Here is a 15,242-nt window from a genome sequence, read left to right as displayed (position 1 = left end):
GTCGGTGGTCCCCTCGTTTCGGCTCATGCGATATCCTTCCTCCGGAACCACCACGCGCTCGCGGCGACCAGCGCCGCGGTCGCCGCGAGCAACACGACCGCGCCCGCGAGGTCGTACTCGCCCGACACGAGGACCGCGGTCGGGTCGTAGTATCTGGTGGGACTCACCGCGCCGAGCAGTGCGAGGTCGGCCGACTCGCTCACCGTATCGAGCAGGAACAGGCCGAAGATGGCCCCGAGACCGCCCCGCTTGGCGACGTCGGCGTCGTCGAACGCGACCGACAGCACGAGACCGATGGCCCCGCACGCGAGCAGGTAGGGTATCGACAGCAGGTGGACCATCGCGAGGTCGGCGACCGCGATGGACTCGCCGATGGCGAGGACGGTCGCGTACACCGCCGCGCCGACCACGAGGTTGAGCGCGAGGACGCCCGGCACCAGCGAGGCGAACTTCTCGACCACGACCCGCCGACGGGAGACGGGCGCGGCGAGCAGAACGTCCATGCGGTCGCGCTCGACGTCGCCCGCGATGAGTCCGCCCGCCTGATACGCGAGGTAGATGCCCAGCATCAGCAACCAGAAGAACTGGTAGAGTTCGACCGCCAGAAAGCCCTCGATGGTCGCGATGGAGAACGCGCCGGTCGCGCCGAACGCCGCCTGCATCGCGGGCGGGAGGCTCTCCATGTAGGCGTCCAAATCCGCGCCCGACTCCGCGATGGAGGGAAACAGTGCGACGAACAGCAGCGACATCGCCGCGAGCAGGGCCGACAGCACGAGGACGCCCCTGACCTTCCGCTCGGCCTCGTACCCGGCGATCTCAAGCATCGGTCTCGCCTCCCGCGGTGGCGTTGGCTTGCGGAACCGTCTCCCCCCCGTCCCCGTCGGGCGCGTCGCCGTAGAACTTCATGAACACGGCTTCGAGGGGAGCCTCCTCGATCTCGATGTCCCGAATCCGGTAGTTCCGGAGGTGGTCGAGCAGGGCGTCGTACTCGCCCGTGTACATGAACGAGGCGTCGGCGTCGCCGACGCTCAGGTCGTGGACGCCCTCGATGTCGAAGTCGGCGGGGTCGAGGCTGCCCTCGACGCTGACCGCCACGCGCTTGCCGCTCCGGTCGAGGAGTTCCTCGACGCCCTCCAGCGCCGCGAGTCGGCCCTCTCGGATGATGCCCACGCGGTCACAGACCTTCCGGACCTCGCTCAGGACGTGACTGGAGAAGAAGAAGGTCGTGCCCCGCGCCTGCTCTTCCTCGATGAACTCGTAGAGCCGTTCCTGCATCAGGGGGTCCAGCCCCGAGGTGGGTTCGTCCATCACCACGAGGTCGGGGTCGTGCATGAACGTCAGCACGAGTGCGAGCTTCTGGACGTTCCCGCGGGAGTACTCGCCGACCTCCCGCTCGACCGGCGGGTCGAATCGCTCCAGTAGCTCGTCGCTGCGCTCGTCGCCCTTGAGGTCGGCGTGGTACCGGACGAGTCGCCGCCCGGTCGCACCCTCGTCGAAGCCGGGGTCGCTCGGGAGGTAGCCGATGTCGCGCTTGGCCTCGATGAGTTCGCGCTCGTCGGTCACGTCCCGGCCCAGCACGGTCGCCGACCCCGCGGTCGGCGAGATGAGTCCGAGCAGGGTCCGGATGGCCGTGGTCTTGCCCGCGCCGTTCGGCCCGAGGAACCCGAACACCTCGCCCTCCCGTACCGACAGCGAGAGGTCCTCGATGCCCCGGGTGTCGCCGTAGTACTTGGTCAGCCCGGCCGTCTCGATGGCGCTCATGCGTCCCCTTGAATCTCTGAATAGATGAATGAATCGGTCAGACGTTCACGATGCGCCCCGGTCAGCTGTCCTCGTCGCCCCGGTCCCGGCGCTCGCCGGGGCCGGGGCGACGAGAACGCGACGAGCGCGGGAAGCACAGCTATCGCAGGTCGCGCGAGGGAGAAAACGGAGTCCGAAAGCGGCCGCTACCCCGGGCTCAGACCGACCCGGTGGTCGCGCACGCGGCGTCCTTCGCGCCCTCGACGGTCTCCCGTACCGCGTCGACGCCCTCGTCGTGGACGAGGTCGCCGACCACGACGGTGTCGGCGCGCTCGGCCATGGCGTACGCCGAATCGTAGTCGTGGATGCCCCCGCCGTAGAAGAGGGTGGCGTCGTCGAGGGCGTCCCGGGCGGCCCCCACGATCTCGGGGTCGCCGAACGTCCCCGAGTATTCGACGTAGACGATGGGCTGGCCGAACTGGTGTTCGGCGACCTCGGCGTAGGCCCCCACCTCCTCGGGCGAGAGGCCGCAGTCGGCGTCGGTGTACTCGGCGACGCTCGAATCGGGGTTGAGCACGATGTACCCCTCCGAGTAGGTCCGCGACCAGTCGATGTCGTCGATGCGCGCCCACTCGGCGTGCGCGCCCGTGACCCAGAACACGTCGCCCGCGTTCAGCACGGTCGGCACGAGGTAGCCGTCGAGTTCCTCGCGCTCGACCACGACGGCCGGGTTGCTCGGCTCCTGATAGATGGGTACGTCGTACTTGCCACAGGCCGCGATGACCCGCTCCATCTTCTCCTCGGTCATGCCGGTCGTGCCCCCGATTTCGAGGGCGTCGGTACCGGTCTCGCAAACGTCCTCGAAGGTCTCGCCCTCGACGAGCGTCTTGTCCGGGTCCAGTTTGACGATGTGGTCCCAGTCGTCCCACGCGGCGGTCATTGTTCGTGTAAACCTCCGGGCGTGCTAAAACCCCTTCGGAACACCAATGCTCGTGGTTGCAGAAGGGACGAGTAGTTCAATAGTTTCTTATCCTCGTTCTACATGACTCAGGAATAGCTACCATGAGCCAACCGACGCTCTCCTCGGAACCCTACCGTAATTCCAATCTCTTCTCCGGCTACTATCTCGACGAGCGAATCGCCGAACTGGACGAATGGGAGGACGCCGAGGGTGTCGAGGGGGCCTTCGAGCGACTGCAGGCGCTCTACGAGCGAGAGCAGAAGGTGGTCGAGGGGCAGAAAGAGGACGCACTGATTGACGCGTGGATAGACCCCGTTCTCGAAATTCTGGGGTACGGCTCACGGCCGGAGGTGACGCTTCCCGACGGAGGCGGGTACATCGACCGACTGCTGTTCGACTCCGAGGAGGCCCGCAGAGAAGCCGAGATGGAGGCCATGGAGGCCGACGAGGAGGTGCTGTTCAAGAAGGCTTCCGGGCTACTGGAAGCCAAGCAGTGGAACGCCAGCTTTACGCAACGATTCAGCGAGGAACGCCAGTATCGGGACGCCTCCCATCAGGTCAAGTTCTATCTCGAACGGACGCCCGAGTCGGTCCAGTGGGGCATCCTGACCAACGGTCGGAAGTGGCGACTCTACGGGACGAACGACTACGAGACCCAGACGTTCTACGAGATCGACCTGCCGGAACTGCTCGAATTCGGCGACGTGGAGGATTTCAAGTACTTCTACCTCTTCTTCCGTCCGGAAGCGTTCCGCGAGGTTTCGGGAAGCACGTTCCTCGATACCGTCTGGAACGAAAGCGAGACCGCGGCACAGGAACTCGGCGAAGACCTTCAGGACAACGTCTTCACGGCGCTGCGGGTCCTCGGGAAGGGGTTCGTCGAGACGAACGACCTGCACATCGACCCCGACGACGAGGCGGCGTTAGACGAACTCAAAGAGCAGTCGCTGGTGTTGCTGTATCGGCTGATGTTCGTCCTCTACGCGGAATCCCGGAATCTCATCGACCCCGACGACTCGACGGCGAAGCAGAAGTACGACGAGAACTTCAGCCTCGACCGCAAGCGCCTCGACATCCTCGACACCATCGATTCGGGCGAGTCCTTCGATTCGGCGTACAGCGAGTACTCGATGTCGATATGGCAACGACTGCAGGACCTCTTTCGCCTCATCGACCAGGGCGAGGACGACCTCGGAATCCCGCCGTACAACGGCGGACTGTTCGACGCCGACGAACACGAGTTCCTGGCGGAAAACCGGGTCGCAGACGAGTACATCGCGGAGGTCATCTACCGCCTCTCGACCACCGAGACCGACGAGGGCGAGTTCGTCCCCGCCGACTACGCCGACCTCGATACGCGACATCTCGGGTCCATCTACGAGGGCCTGCTCGAACACGAATTCCGCATCGCGCCCGAGCAGTACGCCGCGGTCTCGGAAGACGGCGGGCAGGTGTGGAAGCCCGCGACCGAGGTGTCGGTCGCCGACGCCGTCGAGACCGTCCCGGAGGGGAGCCTGTACGTCGTCAACGACGAGGGCGAGCGCAAGGCGACGGGCGCGTACTACACGCCCGACTACGTGGTGACGTACATCGTCGAGGAGACGGTCGACCCCCTCATCGAGGAAATCGACGAAGACCTCGCGGAGACGGACCTCGAACCCGGAACCGTCGAGTACGTCACGGAGTTCTGGAAGCGAGTCAAGGAACTCAAGATACTCGACCCGGCGATGGGAAGCGGTCACTTCCTCACGAAGGCGACGGGCTACCTCGCCGAGCAGGTGATGGCCGAGGTCCGGGAACTCGAAACCGCGACGCTGTTCGACGAGGAGCAAATCCGCCGCGAGGTCTCGAAGGAGTGCATCTACGGCGTGGACCTCAACGGGATGGCGGTCGAACTCGCGAAGCTCTCGATGTGGCTCGAAACCCTCTCGGCCGACCAGCCGCTGGCGTTCCTCGACCACCACCTCAAGGCCGGGAACTCGCTGGTCGGGAGCGACATCACCGAGATTCTGTCCACGAGCGACGAGGACGGCCCGTCGGGACAGGCGAAACTGCAGGACTTTCTGGAACAGACCCGCCAGCAGGCCCTCCAGCAGGTGATGGACCGCATGCAGGACCTGCTGGCAATCGAGAACGACACCCTCGCGGATATCAAGGAGATGGAACGCACCTACGAGGAGATTCGCGAGGACCCCCTGTTCGAGCGCCTCCTCGAAATGGCGTCGGTCCACACCGCCGGACAGTTCGGCCTCGACGTGCCAGACAACGCCGACGAGCGAATGGCGAAGGCGCTCCGCGACGATTCGTGGGCCGACGTGGCCGAGACCGATTGGTTCCGGAGCGCGCAGGCGATGGCTGGTGAGGAACAGTTCTTCCACTGGGAACTGGAGTTCCCCGAGGTGTTCTTCGGGGAGGACGGTGGTGTGTCTGAGGATGCAGGGTTCGATGCTGTGGTCGGGAATCCGCCGTACGTTCGAATCTATGGAGATACCTTAAATGACGACTTTGTTGAATTCCTAAGAACGACCTATGAGACCGCCCATATGAAATTCGATCTCTATGTTATTTTCACCCAGAAAGGAATTGAGTTGACTCGGGAAAACGGCACATTCTCATATATAATTCCAGACAAATTTGCGAATGCGCCCTATGGAGAACCGATTAGGGAATTTATACTTAGACAAACGTCGATTCAATCTATTCTTGATTTAAGAGAAAAGAGCGTATTTAAGGGAGTTACTGTTTCAAACCTCATTCCCGTTCTCAGAAATAGTAACTCATCCGAAAAATCGTTTGAGTTGCGGTTATGGAAGGACGATACGCATCAGGTGGCTGGTTCATTAACACGCGAGACAACGGTATCTAGAGATGACAGCTCTTTCAGGCTTTCCAGAACTGCCAAGGATGTTGAGCTAAGTCAAAAAATCAAAAACCAATCTCTTCGATTTGACAGAATCTTCTATGTTAACTGGGGACTACGAACTGGAACAAAAGAGAAAACTGAGAAATACGTGGTAAAGGATTCGGATGCACCAAATTCATATCCAATGATTCGTGGGCAAAATATTGTTGGCCGATATCGACTTAACCCTCCTTCAGAGAGAATCATCTACGAGAAATCAGACCTCTATAATCCGATGTTTGCGGAACTCTTTGAAAGTGATAAAATTGTTTTCCGAAAAATTAGTGGACGGGGCTTGATGGCTGTCGCAGATAAAACCGGATACTACTGCTTCTCGACACTTATTCCGTGTGTGAATATCCAAGATGTTCAGGATGTTAACCGACCCGGAATACCAGAAGCGACTCCAGAATCCAGTAAATACACTAATATTTATTATCCGCTCACATTAGTGAACTCGTCACTAATGCAGTGGTTCTACAAGACGAACTTATCGGACAATCTTAGTGTGGTGCCGAACCACATCAATAAACTCCCCATTGCAGAGATTGAGGGACCAGCAAAGAGTCACAAAAAAGAGTCTGAGAACGGCCTTACTGAGAAAGCGATCAGAGCAATAAATGGTTCCCAGAGCATAGAAAATGTCGTGGACTCTGCTTCTGAAATTCTCTCAGAAGATAGAGATACTGAGGTCTATAGACTTCTATCAAATATCGGCGAAGAAATTATGGAACTTAATCAGTCTCATCTTCAACTGAACCTTCAACTTCAGGACTACCTCGGAAACTACTCCGACGGCCAGACCATCACCGAAATCGGCTTCACCCAACCCCCAGCAGGCTCTGCGAATTCCATCCTGAACGAGACCACCGAGACCAGAACCAAACTCCAGATAGAGCGCGCGAAGGTCGAACGCGAAGGCCCCACCAGCGTCACCGTCCACCTCACGGCGCGCTACAAGCCCGACGAGGAGGACGGCCACGACCTCGACCAGTACGGCTACACCGAGACGGAGTTCCTGCCCGCGCTCCGAATCACCGACCTGACCGAGACCGAGGCAGACCTCGTGGAGGCGTTCGTCCCGGTCGCCGTCGAGGAGGCCGGAGGCTTCGCCGACTTCCGCGACAACGCCACCAAGACGAACTCGCTCATGGACCGACTCAAGAAACTCACGCTTCCGAAAGTCGAGGACGTTGAGTCCGGACTGAAAAGCTACATCGAGACCAAAGCCCGCGCCGAGGAACTGGACGCGAAAATCGAGCGGACCGACGACCTCATCGACCAGATCGTCTACGAACTGTACGGCCTGACCGACGAGGAGATAGAAATCGTCGAGAACGCGGTCGGAGAGTAGCCCCGAACTACTCCGAGTCGTCGTGCAACCGCGCGGTCTCTATCGCGTGGGCCACCTCCACGAGGTCGCTGGCGGTCTCCAACAGCTCGGTCATCATGGCCGCGGTGTCCACCTCCCCGTCCCCGTCGTCGGCCTCGGCCATGCGCTCCAGTCGGTCGGCGAGGGCGAGGCCCTGCGCGTGGAGCGCGTCGGTCTTGCGCCTGATGGATTCGGCGAGGACCTCCGGCGAGACGTGCGAGTCGTCGTTTTCGGATTCGACACTACTATCTTGGTCCGAATTATTATCTGACATTGTCGTGGTGGCTCCACGACACCCGGCAGGGTGCGGTCACACCCTGTCACTTTTGCAGTGACGAGCCGAGTGTCGTGGTTTGTCGTTGCATCTGACGTGTCTTAAAATTAGGGAATTTAGGCGAAAGTGCGGGTTTCGGGATTTCCGGTTCGGGACTAGTCGAGTGACTCGATTCTGATTTGTAGGTGAACCACATCCTGCGGAAACGGCCGCGATAGCCCGCCGCCGACCGCTTTTCGGCCGTGTCAGACTGTCGGTTCCGGTGTGCCAGACTGTCGGTTCGGCCGTGCCGGAGCGTTACGCTTGCTTTGCCGGACCGCTTCTTCGGCGGCGCTAGCTACTGCCGACGGCGATGAGAAACCGCGACCGCACCCGCACCCGCATCCGCACCGCGACCGCACCCGCACCGCGACTGCAGACCGCGACCGCTCCAACGGAGGGGGACCGAGAAAAACGGACGCCGACGCGAATCTCCTCAGTCGGCCTTCGCCTGCCAGCTCCGGAGTCGGTCCTCGCTGACGCCCTGCACTTCGAAACGAAAGCGCGGGCCGAGGAACTGGACGAGAAGATCGAGACGACCCGCGAGCTAATCGACCAGATGGTCTACGAACTGTGCGGACTGACAGACGAGGAGATAGAAATCGCAGAGAACGCGGTGGAGGGGTGACACCTCTACTCGTCGCTCGTCGGGTCGGCACGGCCCGCCCCGATTGCGTTTATTTCCCCGTTGAGTTCGGCGATGAGCTGGCCGACCTCGCTCTCCAGATTGTAGTGATATCGCTTGCCGCCCGCCGTCTCGGCCACGACGCCGAGTTCCACGAGCTTGTCGATGTGACGGCGGACGCTCTGGGCACTGATGCCCGCGAACTCGGCGAGTTCGGTCTTGTTGAACTCCTTCTTCGGGTCGACCTGCAGGAGCGCGTCGATAATGAAGTGAACGCTCTCGTGCTGACAGAGGTAGAGCCAGCCACTCGGATACGCGAGTCGCTTTTCTCGCATACTCCGGTCGCTGACGTGATTGGGTTCGCTACTCATACGGACCACAAAATCTTCGAGTCCTATAATACTTCGAGGGGTGGGACGAGATTCGCTGGAACGACTAGTCCGCCTTCGCCTGCCAGCTCCGGAGTCGGTCCTCGCTGACCCCGCTGACCTCCGAGGCCACCGTCTCGACTTCGGCCTCCTTGAGGTCCTCGATGCTCTCGACGCCCGCCGCCGCGAGCTTCTCGGCCGTCTTCGAGCCGATTCCGTCCACGGATTCGAGGTCGCTCCCCGACTCGCTCTCGCGGGCCTGATACTCGCGGTAGTTGCAGATGGGACACCCCAGTTCCCACGGCTCGTCGCCGTTGTGGACCACGAGTTCGGGCAGGTCGTGTTCCTCGCAGCGCTCGTCGGTGATTTCGATGTCCCCCCGACGCGGGAGCGGCAGGGAGTAGTCGCAGTCGGGGTACCGCGTACAGCCCACGAGCCGCGACCCGTTCTGGAGGTGCTTGATGGCCAACTCCCCGCCGTCGGCTTCGGCGGTTTCACCGCCTTCGCTTCGTTGCTCCTCCGGAGCAACGCCCTCTCCACATTCCGGGCAGACCCCGATGACCTCGTCGTCCTCCTCGTCGGCCTCCTCGGCCTTGCAGAGGGGACAGCCGTGGACGAACGTCTGGCGGCCCGCGAGCATCTTGACGTGGCGCAGGCCGTGTTCCTCGCACTCCTCGTCGAGGATGAGCGGCTTGCCCGTGTTCGGGAGCGGGAGGGTGTACTCGCAGTCGGGGTAGCCGTCACAGCCGACGAAGTACGACCCCCGCCTGCTCTGGCGGACGAGGAGTTCGTGGTCCGACTCGGGACACGGCCCGAGGGTCTTGTCGGCCTTCAGCGACTTCTGGAGCAGGTCGCCGACCTCCTCGCGGGATTCCCGGAGCTCCTCGAAGACCTGCTGGAGGTACTCCCGGGACTCGTCGGCCACGTCCTCGATGTCGGCCTCGCCCTCCGCGATGGCGGTCATGTCCTCCTCCAGTTCGCGGGTCATCTCCTCGCTGACCACGAGGTCGGCGAACTCCTCTGCGGCCTCGACGACCGCCTTCGCGAGCTGGGTGGGTCTGGGCGGGTCGCCCTCGACGTAGCCGCGGTCGTAGAGCTTCTCTACGGTGTTGTGTCTCGTGCTCTTGGTCCCCACCCCCATCTTCTCCATGGTCTCGATGAGCCGCGACTGGCCGTACCGGCGAGGGGGCTGGGTCTGCTTGTCCTCGATGCGAGCGTCGGTCACCGCGAGCTGCTCGCCCTCGGTCACGTCGGGGACGTAGTTCTCGGAGGTGTTGAAGTAGGGGTAGACCGCGTGGTAGCCCTCCTCGACGAGGCGCTTGCCGTTGGACTTGAGCCGGTGGGTGTCGCCGTCGGCCTCGACGCCCGCCACGACCTTGAGGTGCTCCCACTTCGCCGAATCGGCGACGGTGGCGAAAAAGCGCCGGACGACGAGTTCGTAGACCTCCCACTCGTCGTCGCTCAGGTCGCCCTTCGTCGGCAGGTCCTCGGTCGGGTGGATGGGCGGGTGGTCGGTGGTCTCCTCGTCGCCCTCGGTGGGTTCGATGTCGTCGGCCTCCAGCAGGTCGTCGGCGTCGTCGCCGAAGTGGTAGTCGCCCGAGAAGGCGTCGAGCAGTTCCTCGGGGTCCAAATCGTCGGGATAGACCGTGTTGTCGGTCCGCGGGTAGGTGATGTAGCCCGCGGTGTAGAGGTCCTCGGCGATGCTCATCGCGCGCTGGGCCGAGTAACCCAGACTCCCCGCCGCGCGGATGAACTGGGTGGTGTTGAACGGCGCTGGCGGGTCGTCGGTCCGGGTGCGCCGGGAGACGCGCTCGACGACCGCCTCGGTCGCGGCGTCGAGCGCCTCGAACACGGATTCTGCGGTCTCCTCGTCCCAGACGCGCTCGGCCTCATTGTCCTCGTCGTCGAGGTAGAAGTACTGGGACTCGAACGCGGCGTCCTCGTCGGCGTCCTCCTTCAGGAGGTCGGCGAACAGCTCCCAGTAGTCCTCGGGGTCGAACGCCTCGATCTCGCGCTCGCGGTCCACGATGAGCTTGAGGGTGGGCGACTGCACCCGCCCGACCGAGATGAAGTCGTCGCCGAGCTGGCGGGCCGACAGCGAGAGGAATCGCGTCAGCGCCGCGCCCCAGATGAGGTCTATCTCCTGTCTGGCCTCGCCCGCGGCGGCCAGATCGAAGTCGAGTTCGTCGGGGTCCTCGAAGGCGTCGACCACCTCGTTGTCGGTGATAGAGGAGAACCGGACCCGCCGGATGGGGACCTCGTCGTTGACCTCGCGGACGAGCTCCCACGCCTCCTTACCGATGAGTTCGCCCTCCCGGTCGTAGTCGGTCGCGATGGTGACCAGATCGGCCTTGCGCGCGAGCAGGCGCAGCGTCCGGACGATGTTCTCCTTCGTGGGCTTCTTCTCGATGGGCGCGTCGATGAGCTCGACCGGCTCGACGTCGCGCCAGTCGTTGTACTCGTCGGGGAAGTCCACGCCGACGACGTGGCCCGAGAGGCCGATGCACCGCTTGCCGCCCCACTCGTAGACGTTGACGCCGTTTCGGCGGTCGGCTTCGGCCGACTCGCCGCTCAGGATGTCGGCGATGCGCCGCGCGGCGTTGTCCTTCTCGGTGATTATCAGCTCCATGCCTCACCTCCCGTCGGGGGTCGTCCGGGACTCGGGGGTCGCTCCGAACGTCGCCCCGAGTTCAGGTGTCGCTCCGGGGGTCGCTGGTCGGTCATCGTGTTCCCGGTAGGACAACAGGGTGGGTAAAGCTTTCGCCGCGAAAAATCGCACGAAGGCGACGGGGCAAGCGCGCTCACGCGCGGGTGTGTCCGGGTGCGCGGGCGGGAAGTCAAATAATAGGAGTCGTGTCGTGGAATAGGAGTCGTGTCGAGGGACCGGACAGCGCGGTCGGCGACCGCGCTGTCCGGTCGGAACCCGGCAGAACCGAACGGGAACGGATGCGTTTAAGAACGTCTTGCCCGATTGACCACCGAGAGCCGTGTCGAAGCAAGCCGACAGCCGAGTCGACATGACGACCGGGGCCATCACGCCGAAACTGATGAGTCTGTCGTGGCCCCTCGTCGCGGGCAACCTCCTCCAGACGTTCTACAACCTCGCGGATATGTTCTGGGTGGGTCGCGTCAGTCCCGAGGCGGTCGCGGCGGTCTCGCTGATGTTCCCGACCTCGTGGATGTTCGTCTCGGTCGCGATGGGGCTGACCGCGGCGTCGGTCGCGCTGGTCTCCCAGCACGTCGGCGCGGGCAACGACCGCCGGGCAGACAACGTGGTCGCCCAGACCGTCCTGCTCGCGGTCGCGGTCGGGCTGACGCTCGCGACGGTCGGGTTCGCCGTCCGCGAACCCCTCGTCTCGCTGGTCGGCGCGGAGGGGCAGGTGTACACCGACGCGCTGGCGTACATCGAGGTCCTGTTCGTCGCCATCCCCTTCACGTTCCTCTTTTTCGTCTTCCGGGCGGTCCTCCGGGGCGCGGGCGACACCAAGACCGCGATGTGGCTGATGGTCATCTCCGCGGGATTGAACGTGGTGCTGGACCCCTTCTTCATCCTCGGCTGGGGCCCGTTCCCCGAGTGGGGCACCCGGGGAGCGGCGGTCGCGACGCTCATCTCGCGGGTCCTCGTGGCCCTCGTCGGCATCTACATCCTCGTTCGCGGGGACTGGGGCGTCCGACTCCGACTGGAGGACCTCCGGCCCGACAGGCCGGTGATGAAGAAGCTCGTGACCGTGGGCTCGCCCGCGACCGTCGACGGCGCTGCCCGCAGCTTCGCGGCGGTCGCGATGGCCGCGCTGGTCGCGCGGTTCGGCCCGATTCCGACCGCGGCCTACGGCGTCGGCGTCCGACTGATGTCGGTGTCGTGGACCGTCTCGGGCGCGGTCGGGCAGGCGGCCGCGACCGGCGTCGGCCAGAACCTCGGAGCCGACACGCCCGACCGTGCCGCCGAGGTTACGTGGAAGGCGACCGCGGGAACGATGGCGGTCCTGTTCGGGGCCGGAGCGCTCATGTTCGCGTTCCCCGCCGAGGCGATGCGGGTGTTCATCCGCGAGCCCGCGGTGGTCGCGGAGGGCGTCGATTTCCTCCGAATCATCGCGCCCTTCCTCGCTTTCTTCGGCGGGCTGATGGTCGTGCAGGGCGGGTTCCGGGGTGCTGGCGACACGACGGTCGCGATGGCGCTCTCGTTCCTCTCGCGGTGGGTGTTCCGCATCCCGCTCGCGCTCCTGTTCGCGTATCAGGGGACCGTCACCCTCGGCGGGGTCTCCGTCGCCGGATTCGCGTGGGGTACCGACGGCCTCTGGTGGGCGTGGTCTGCGTCGGCGCTCGGGTCGTTCGCGGTCGGGGTCCTCTGGTTCGGTCTCGGCCGCTGGAAGGAGGGCGTCATCGAGAAAGACGAGTCGGTGACGCCCGGGGACTGAACTTTAAATCCGAAGCCGCGGCCAACCCTCCCCGTGACCTGAGAACTGCCGCGAGGGGTCGAAGCGGGAGCGCGGCGCGCCCCTCGTGACCGATGGACATCCGAACCGATCCACGCGCCGCCTGCTCGCAATCACGCTTACTCGTCGAGTCGCTCGCGGAGCAGTCCGTTCACCGAACCGGGGTCGGCGCTCCCGCCGGTCTTCTGCATCACCTGCCCGACGAGGAAGTTGAGCGCGCCGTCCTCGCCCGCGTGGTAATCCTCGACCGCGTCGGGGTTCTCCTCGATGGCCTCCGCGACCGCGCCCTCGACCGCGCCCTCGTCGGCCTTGCCGAGGTCCTCGCGGTCGATGACGGTCTCGGGGTCCTCGCCCTCGTCGAGCATCTCGCGGAGGACGACCTCCTCGGCGTTCTTGGTGGTGATCTCCTCGTCGGCGACGAGTTCGACGAGTCGCTTGAACTCGTCGAGGCGGTCTGCAACGTCCGTAATCGCCATATCGCGGTAGTTGAGTTCGCCGAGCAGATTGTCGGCGACCCACGTCGCCGCGAGGTCGGGGTCGAACTCGCTCGCCACGTCCTCGTAGAAGTCGGCGACCTGCTTGGTGGAGGTGAGCTTCGAGGCCGCCTCCTCGCTCAGGCCGTACTCCTCGCGGAAGCGCTCGCGGCGCGCGTCCGGAAGCTCGGGAATCTCTAACTTCTGCTTCCAGTCGCTGACCTGCAGGGGCGGCAGGTCGGCCTCGCGGAAGTAGCGGTAGTCCTTCTCCTCCTCCTTCGAGCGCATCGAGACGGTGACGCCGCGGGCCTCGTCCCAGTGGCGGGTCTCCTGTGCTATCTCGCGACCGCGCTTGATGGAGTTCTTCTGGCGGGTCGCCTCGTAGGAGAGCGCCTTCTGTGCGCCCTTGTGGCTGGAGATGTTCTTGACCTCGGTCCGGTTGGCTTCTTCGAGGGTCTCCTCGCTAATCTCGCCGTCGTCGCCGACCTCGTCGGCGGGGACGACGCTGAGGTTGGCGTCGATTCGGAGGCTCCCGTCGCGCCCGCTGTCGAAGACGCCCAGATATTCGAGGACCTCCTCGAGCTTGGCAAGGAAGGCCCGGACCTCCTCGGCACCACGGAAGTCGGGCTCCGTCACGATCTCCATCAGCGGGACGCCCGCGCGGTTGTAGTCGACCAGCGTGTAGTCGGCGCTGTCGATGTTGCCGCCCTGGTGCTGGAGGCTCCCGGGGTCCTCTTCGAGATGGGCGCGCTGGATGCCCACGGTCCGGCGCTCGCCGTCGACCTCGACGGCGAGCTCGCCGTCCTGACAGATAGGCGCGTCGTACTGGGTTATCTGGAACCCCTTCGGCAGGTCGGGGTAGAAGTAGTTCTTCCGGTGGAACGTGGTCTCCTCGGGGACGTCGGCGTCGATGGCCTTCCCAACCTTCACGGCCGACTCGACCGCCGCCTCGTTCAGCACCGGGAGCGCGCCCGGAAGGCCGAGACACACCGGACAGGTGTGGGTGTTCGGTTCGTCGTCGGCCACGTCGGTCGAACAGCCGCAGAAGATCTTCGTGTCCGTCTCCAGCTGGACGTGGACCTCCAGTCCGATGACGACCGCGAGGTCCTCCTGCTGGACAGCCTGAGGGGTCATTACCCGCCCGTTCGGGGCGTGAGCGTTAAAAGGCTACGGGACTGCGCGGAGACGAATTTCCGGAGCGATTTCGGGGAATGGTCTGGAAGAGTTCCCGTTCGTTAGGAATTGGACACGGTGACGTCGTGAACGTCCAGAAAGCCTCCGCCCGCTCGCGGTCGCTCAGCGACATATCCTCCGCTCACTTCGTTCGCTCCGGATAGGGGTCGCTGAGACGACCATGCAAGCGCCGGGAGACAACTTGCGTCTCCCGAGGTCACACTCGCTTCGCTCGCGTGACCGCGAGCGGGCGGCCCCTTTCATTCCCGCGAGCGGAGCAAGTGGGAAGTCGAAAGACAAGCGCCGGAAGGGCTTCGCTCTTCCGAGCAGTCGCGCCGACGGCGCGACGACGAAGCGCAGTCTTTCGGAAGTCCCCACCCCGTGGATTGTCCAGTCGGCCGATTCCGGTCGGACGGTTCACCGGGCGTTTCCGGTGGTCCATGTCACCGCCCGATTCACGGTGGACGGGGTCGCCGAGCGCTTTCTGGCGGTGCTTGGCGGTCGAACTGTCACGCCTCGGTCACCGCCAATCCGAACTATAAATTCATTGATATTCGTCTGACGTACGTTTATGGTCCTCCCGTGACCCCTCACGCATAATGAGTGACGCCGACGAGCGAGTCGAGGAACTCGAAGCGAAGATAGACCGGCTCGAAGCGACGGTGCAGGGACTGACCGAGGAACTCGTCGAAGTCAACGAGCGCCTCGAAACGCTGGAGTCGGAGGGTGCCGCGACCGACGGCAGGTCGGCCGACGCGGCGGGAGGACCGAGTTCCCCGCGAGCGAACGATGATAACGACGAGTCTAAAAGCGACCAGTCCAAGGAAGAAGACGAGACGGGGGACGATTCCGGCTTGGGCGACGACATCATCGTCGCGTAAC

Annotated in this window: 11 protein-coding genes; 4 read left to right on the top strand and 7 right to left on the bottom strand. The window is 63.8% G+C overall.

The annotated features are described in order from the left end of the window. Positions 1-23 precede the first annotated feature (23 nt). From NGM10_RS05330 to NGM10_RS05320, 3 genes are all read right to left on the bottom strand, one after another. A complete protein-coding gene (locus tag NGM10_RS05330; protein WP_253482621.1) occupies positions 24-824 on the bottom strand; it encodes an ABC transporter permease subunit in 801 nt (266 codons plus the stop codon). Next, complete coding sequence (locus tag NGM10_RS05325) at positions 817-1,761, bottom strand: ABC transporter ATP-binding protein (protein ID WP_253482619.1); 945 nt, start codon at positions 1,759-1,761, stop codon at positions 817-819. Before NGM10_RS05325 ends, NGM10_RS05330 begins: the two co-directional genes overlap by 8 nt. Positions 1,762-1,957: 196 nt before the next feature. Further along, a complete protein-coding gene (locus tag NGM10_RS05320) occupies positions 1,958-2,680 on the bottom strand; it encodes a phosphoglycerol geranylgeranyltransferase (RefSeq protein WP_253482617.1) in 723 nt (240 codons plus the stop codon). 122 nt (positions 2,681-2,802) lie between these two features. On the opposite strand from NGM10_RS05320, the gene NGM10_RS05315 reads away from it, so the two are divergent. Then, on the top strand, positions 2,803-6,957 hold the full coding sequence (locus tag NGM10_RS05315; RefSeq protein WP_253482615.1) for an Eco57I restriction-modification methylase domain-containing protein: 4,155 nt from the start codon (positions 2,803-2,805) through the stop codon (positions 6,955-6,957). Positions 6,958-6,964: 7 nt separating this feature from the next. Here NGM10_RS05315 and NGM10_RS05310 read toward each other — a convergent pair whose 3' ends face one another. Beyond that, on the bottom strand, positions 6,965-7,249 hold the full coding sequence (locus NGM10_RS05310; protein ID WP_253482612.1) for a hypothetical protein: 285 nt from the start codon (positions 7,247-7,249) through the stop codon (positions 6,965-6,967). Positions 7,250-7,601: 352 nt separating this feature from the next. Between NGM10_RS05310 and NGM10_RS05305 the strand changes: the two genes are divergently transcribed. After that, positions 7,602-7,916 carry a hypothetical protein gene (locus NGM10_RS05305; RefSeq protein WP_253482609.1) on the top strand — a complete coding sequence of 105 codons (315 nt, stop codon included), beginning with the start codon at positions 7,602-7,604 and terminating at the stop codon, positions 7,914-7,916. A gap of 5 nt (positions 7,917-7,921) precedes the next feature. Here NGM10_RS05305 and NGM10_RS05300 read toward each other — a convergent pair whose 3' ends face one another. Further along, the gene (locus tag NGM10_RS05300; protein WP_253482606.1) at positions 7,922-8,284 is read right to left on the bottom strand and encodes a winged helix-turn-helix domain-containing protein; all 363 of its coding nucleotides are present in this window, start codon (positions 8,282-8,284) and stop codon (positions 7,922-7,924) included. Positions 8,285-8,348: 64 nt separating this feature from the next. Further along, positions 8,349-10,910: a DNA topoisomerase I gene (locus tag NGM10_RS05295; RefSeq protein WP_253482603.1), complete on the bottom strand. Its 2,562-nt coding sequence runs from the start codon at positions 10,908-10,910 to the stop codon at positions 8,349-8,351. A gap of 388 nt (positions 10,911-11,298) precedes the next feature. On the opposite strand from NGM10_RS05295, the gene NGM10_RS05290 reads away from it, so the two are divergent. Continuing rightward, positions 11,299-12,696: an MATE family efflux transporter gene (locus NGM10_RS05290; protein WP_368408656.1), complete on the top strand. Its 1,398-nt coding sequence runs from the start codon at positions 11,299-11,301 to the stop codon at positions 12,694-12,696. A gap of 137 nt (positions 12,697-12,833) precedes the next feature. On the opposite strand, the gene gatB is transcribed toward NGM10_RS05290, so the two are convergent. After that, positions 12,834-14,321, bottom strand: coding sequence for an Asp-tRNA(Asn)/Glu-tRNA(Gln) amidotransferase subunit GatB (gene gatB, locus NGM10_RS05285; RefSeq protein ID WP_253482597.1), 1,488 nt, complete (start codon positions 14,319-14,321; stop codon positions 12,834-12,836). A gap of 638 nt (positions 14,322-14,959) precedes the next feature. On the opposite strand from gatB, the gene NGM10_RS05280 reads away from it, so the two are divergent. Next, positions 14,960-15,241, top strand: a complete 282-nt coding sequence (locus NGM10_RS05280; RefSeq protein WP_253482595.1) for a DUF7518 family protein — start codon at positions 14,960-14,962, stop codon at positions 15,239-15,241. Position 15,242 lies beyond the last annotated feature (1 nt).

The organism is Halorussus salilacus (assembly GCF_024138125.1).
GTDB lineage: Archaea > Halobacteriota > Halobacteria > Halobacteriales > Haladaptataceae > Halorussus > Halorussus salilacus.
Note: the sequence above shows the minus strand (reverse complement) of the source record. Positions and strands in the feature narration are given on the sequence as shown.

Excerpts from the sequence above, each read along its gene's own strand:
- NGM10_RS05330 (WP_253482621.1), bottom strand. The coding sequence starts at position 824 with ATGCTTGAGATCGCCGGGTACGAGGCCGAGCGGAAGGTCAGGGGCGTC.
- NGM10_RS05325 (WP_253482619.1), bottom strand. The coding sequence starts at position 1,761 with ATGAGCGCCATCGAGACGGCCGGGCTGACCAAGTACTACGGCGACACC.
- NGM10_RS05320 (WP_253482617.1), bottom strand. The coding sequence starts at position 2,680 with ATGACCGCCGCGTGGGACGACTGGGACCACATCGTCAAACTGGACCCG.
- NGM10_RS05315 (WP_253482615.1), top strand. The coding sequence starts at position 2,803 with ATGAGCCAACCGACGCTCTCCTCGGAACCCTACCGTAATTCCAATCTC.
- NGM10_RS05310 (WP_253482612.1), bottom strand. The coding sequence starts at position 7,249 with ATGTCAGATAATAATTCGGACCAAGATAGTAGTGTCGAATCCGAAAAC.
- NGM10_RS05305 (WP_253482609.1), top strand. The coding sequence starts at position 7,602 with ATGAGAAACCGCGACCGCACCCGCACCCGCATCCGCACCGCGACCGCA.
- NGM10_RS05300 (WP_253482606.1), bottom strand. The coding sequence starts at position 8,284 with ATGAGTAGCGAACCCAATCACGTCAGCGACCGGAGTATGCGAGAAAAG.
- NGM10_RS05295 (WP_253482603.1), bottom strand. The coding sequence starts at position 10,910 with ATGGAGCTGATAATCACCGAGAAGGACAACGCCGCGCGGCGCATCGCC.
- NGM10_RS05290 (WP_368408656.1), top strand. The coding sequence starts at position 11,299 with ATGACGACCGGGGCCATCACGCCGAAACTGATGAGTCTGTCGTGGCCC.
- gatB (WP_253482597.1), bottom strand. The coding sequence starts at position 14,321 with ATGACCCCTCAGGCTGTCCAGCAGGAGGACCTCGCGGTCGTCATCGGA.
- NGM10_RS05280 (WP_253482595.1), top strand. The coding sequence starts at position 14,960 with ATGAGTGACGCCGACGAGCGAGTCGAGGAACTCGAAGCGAAGATAGAC.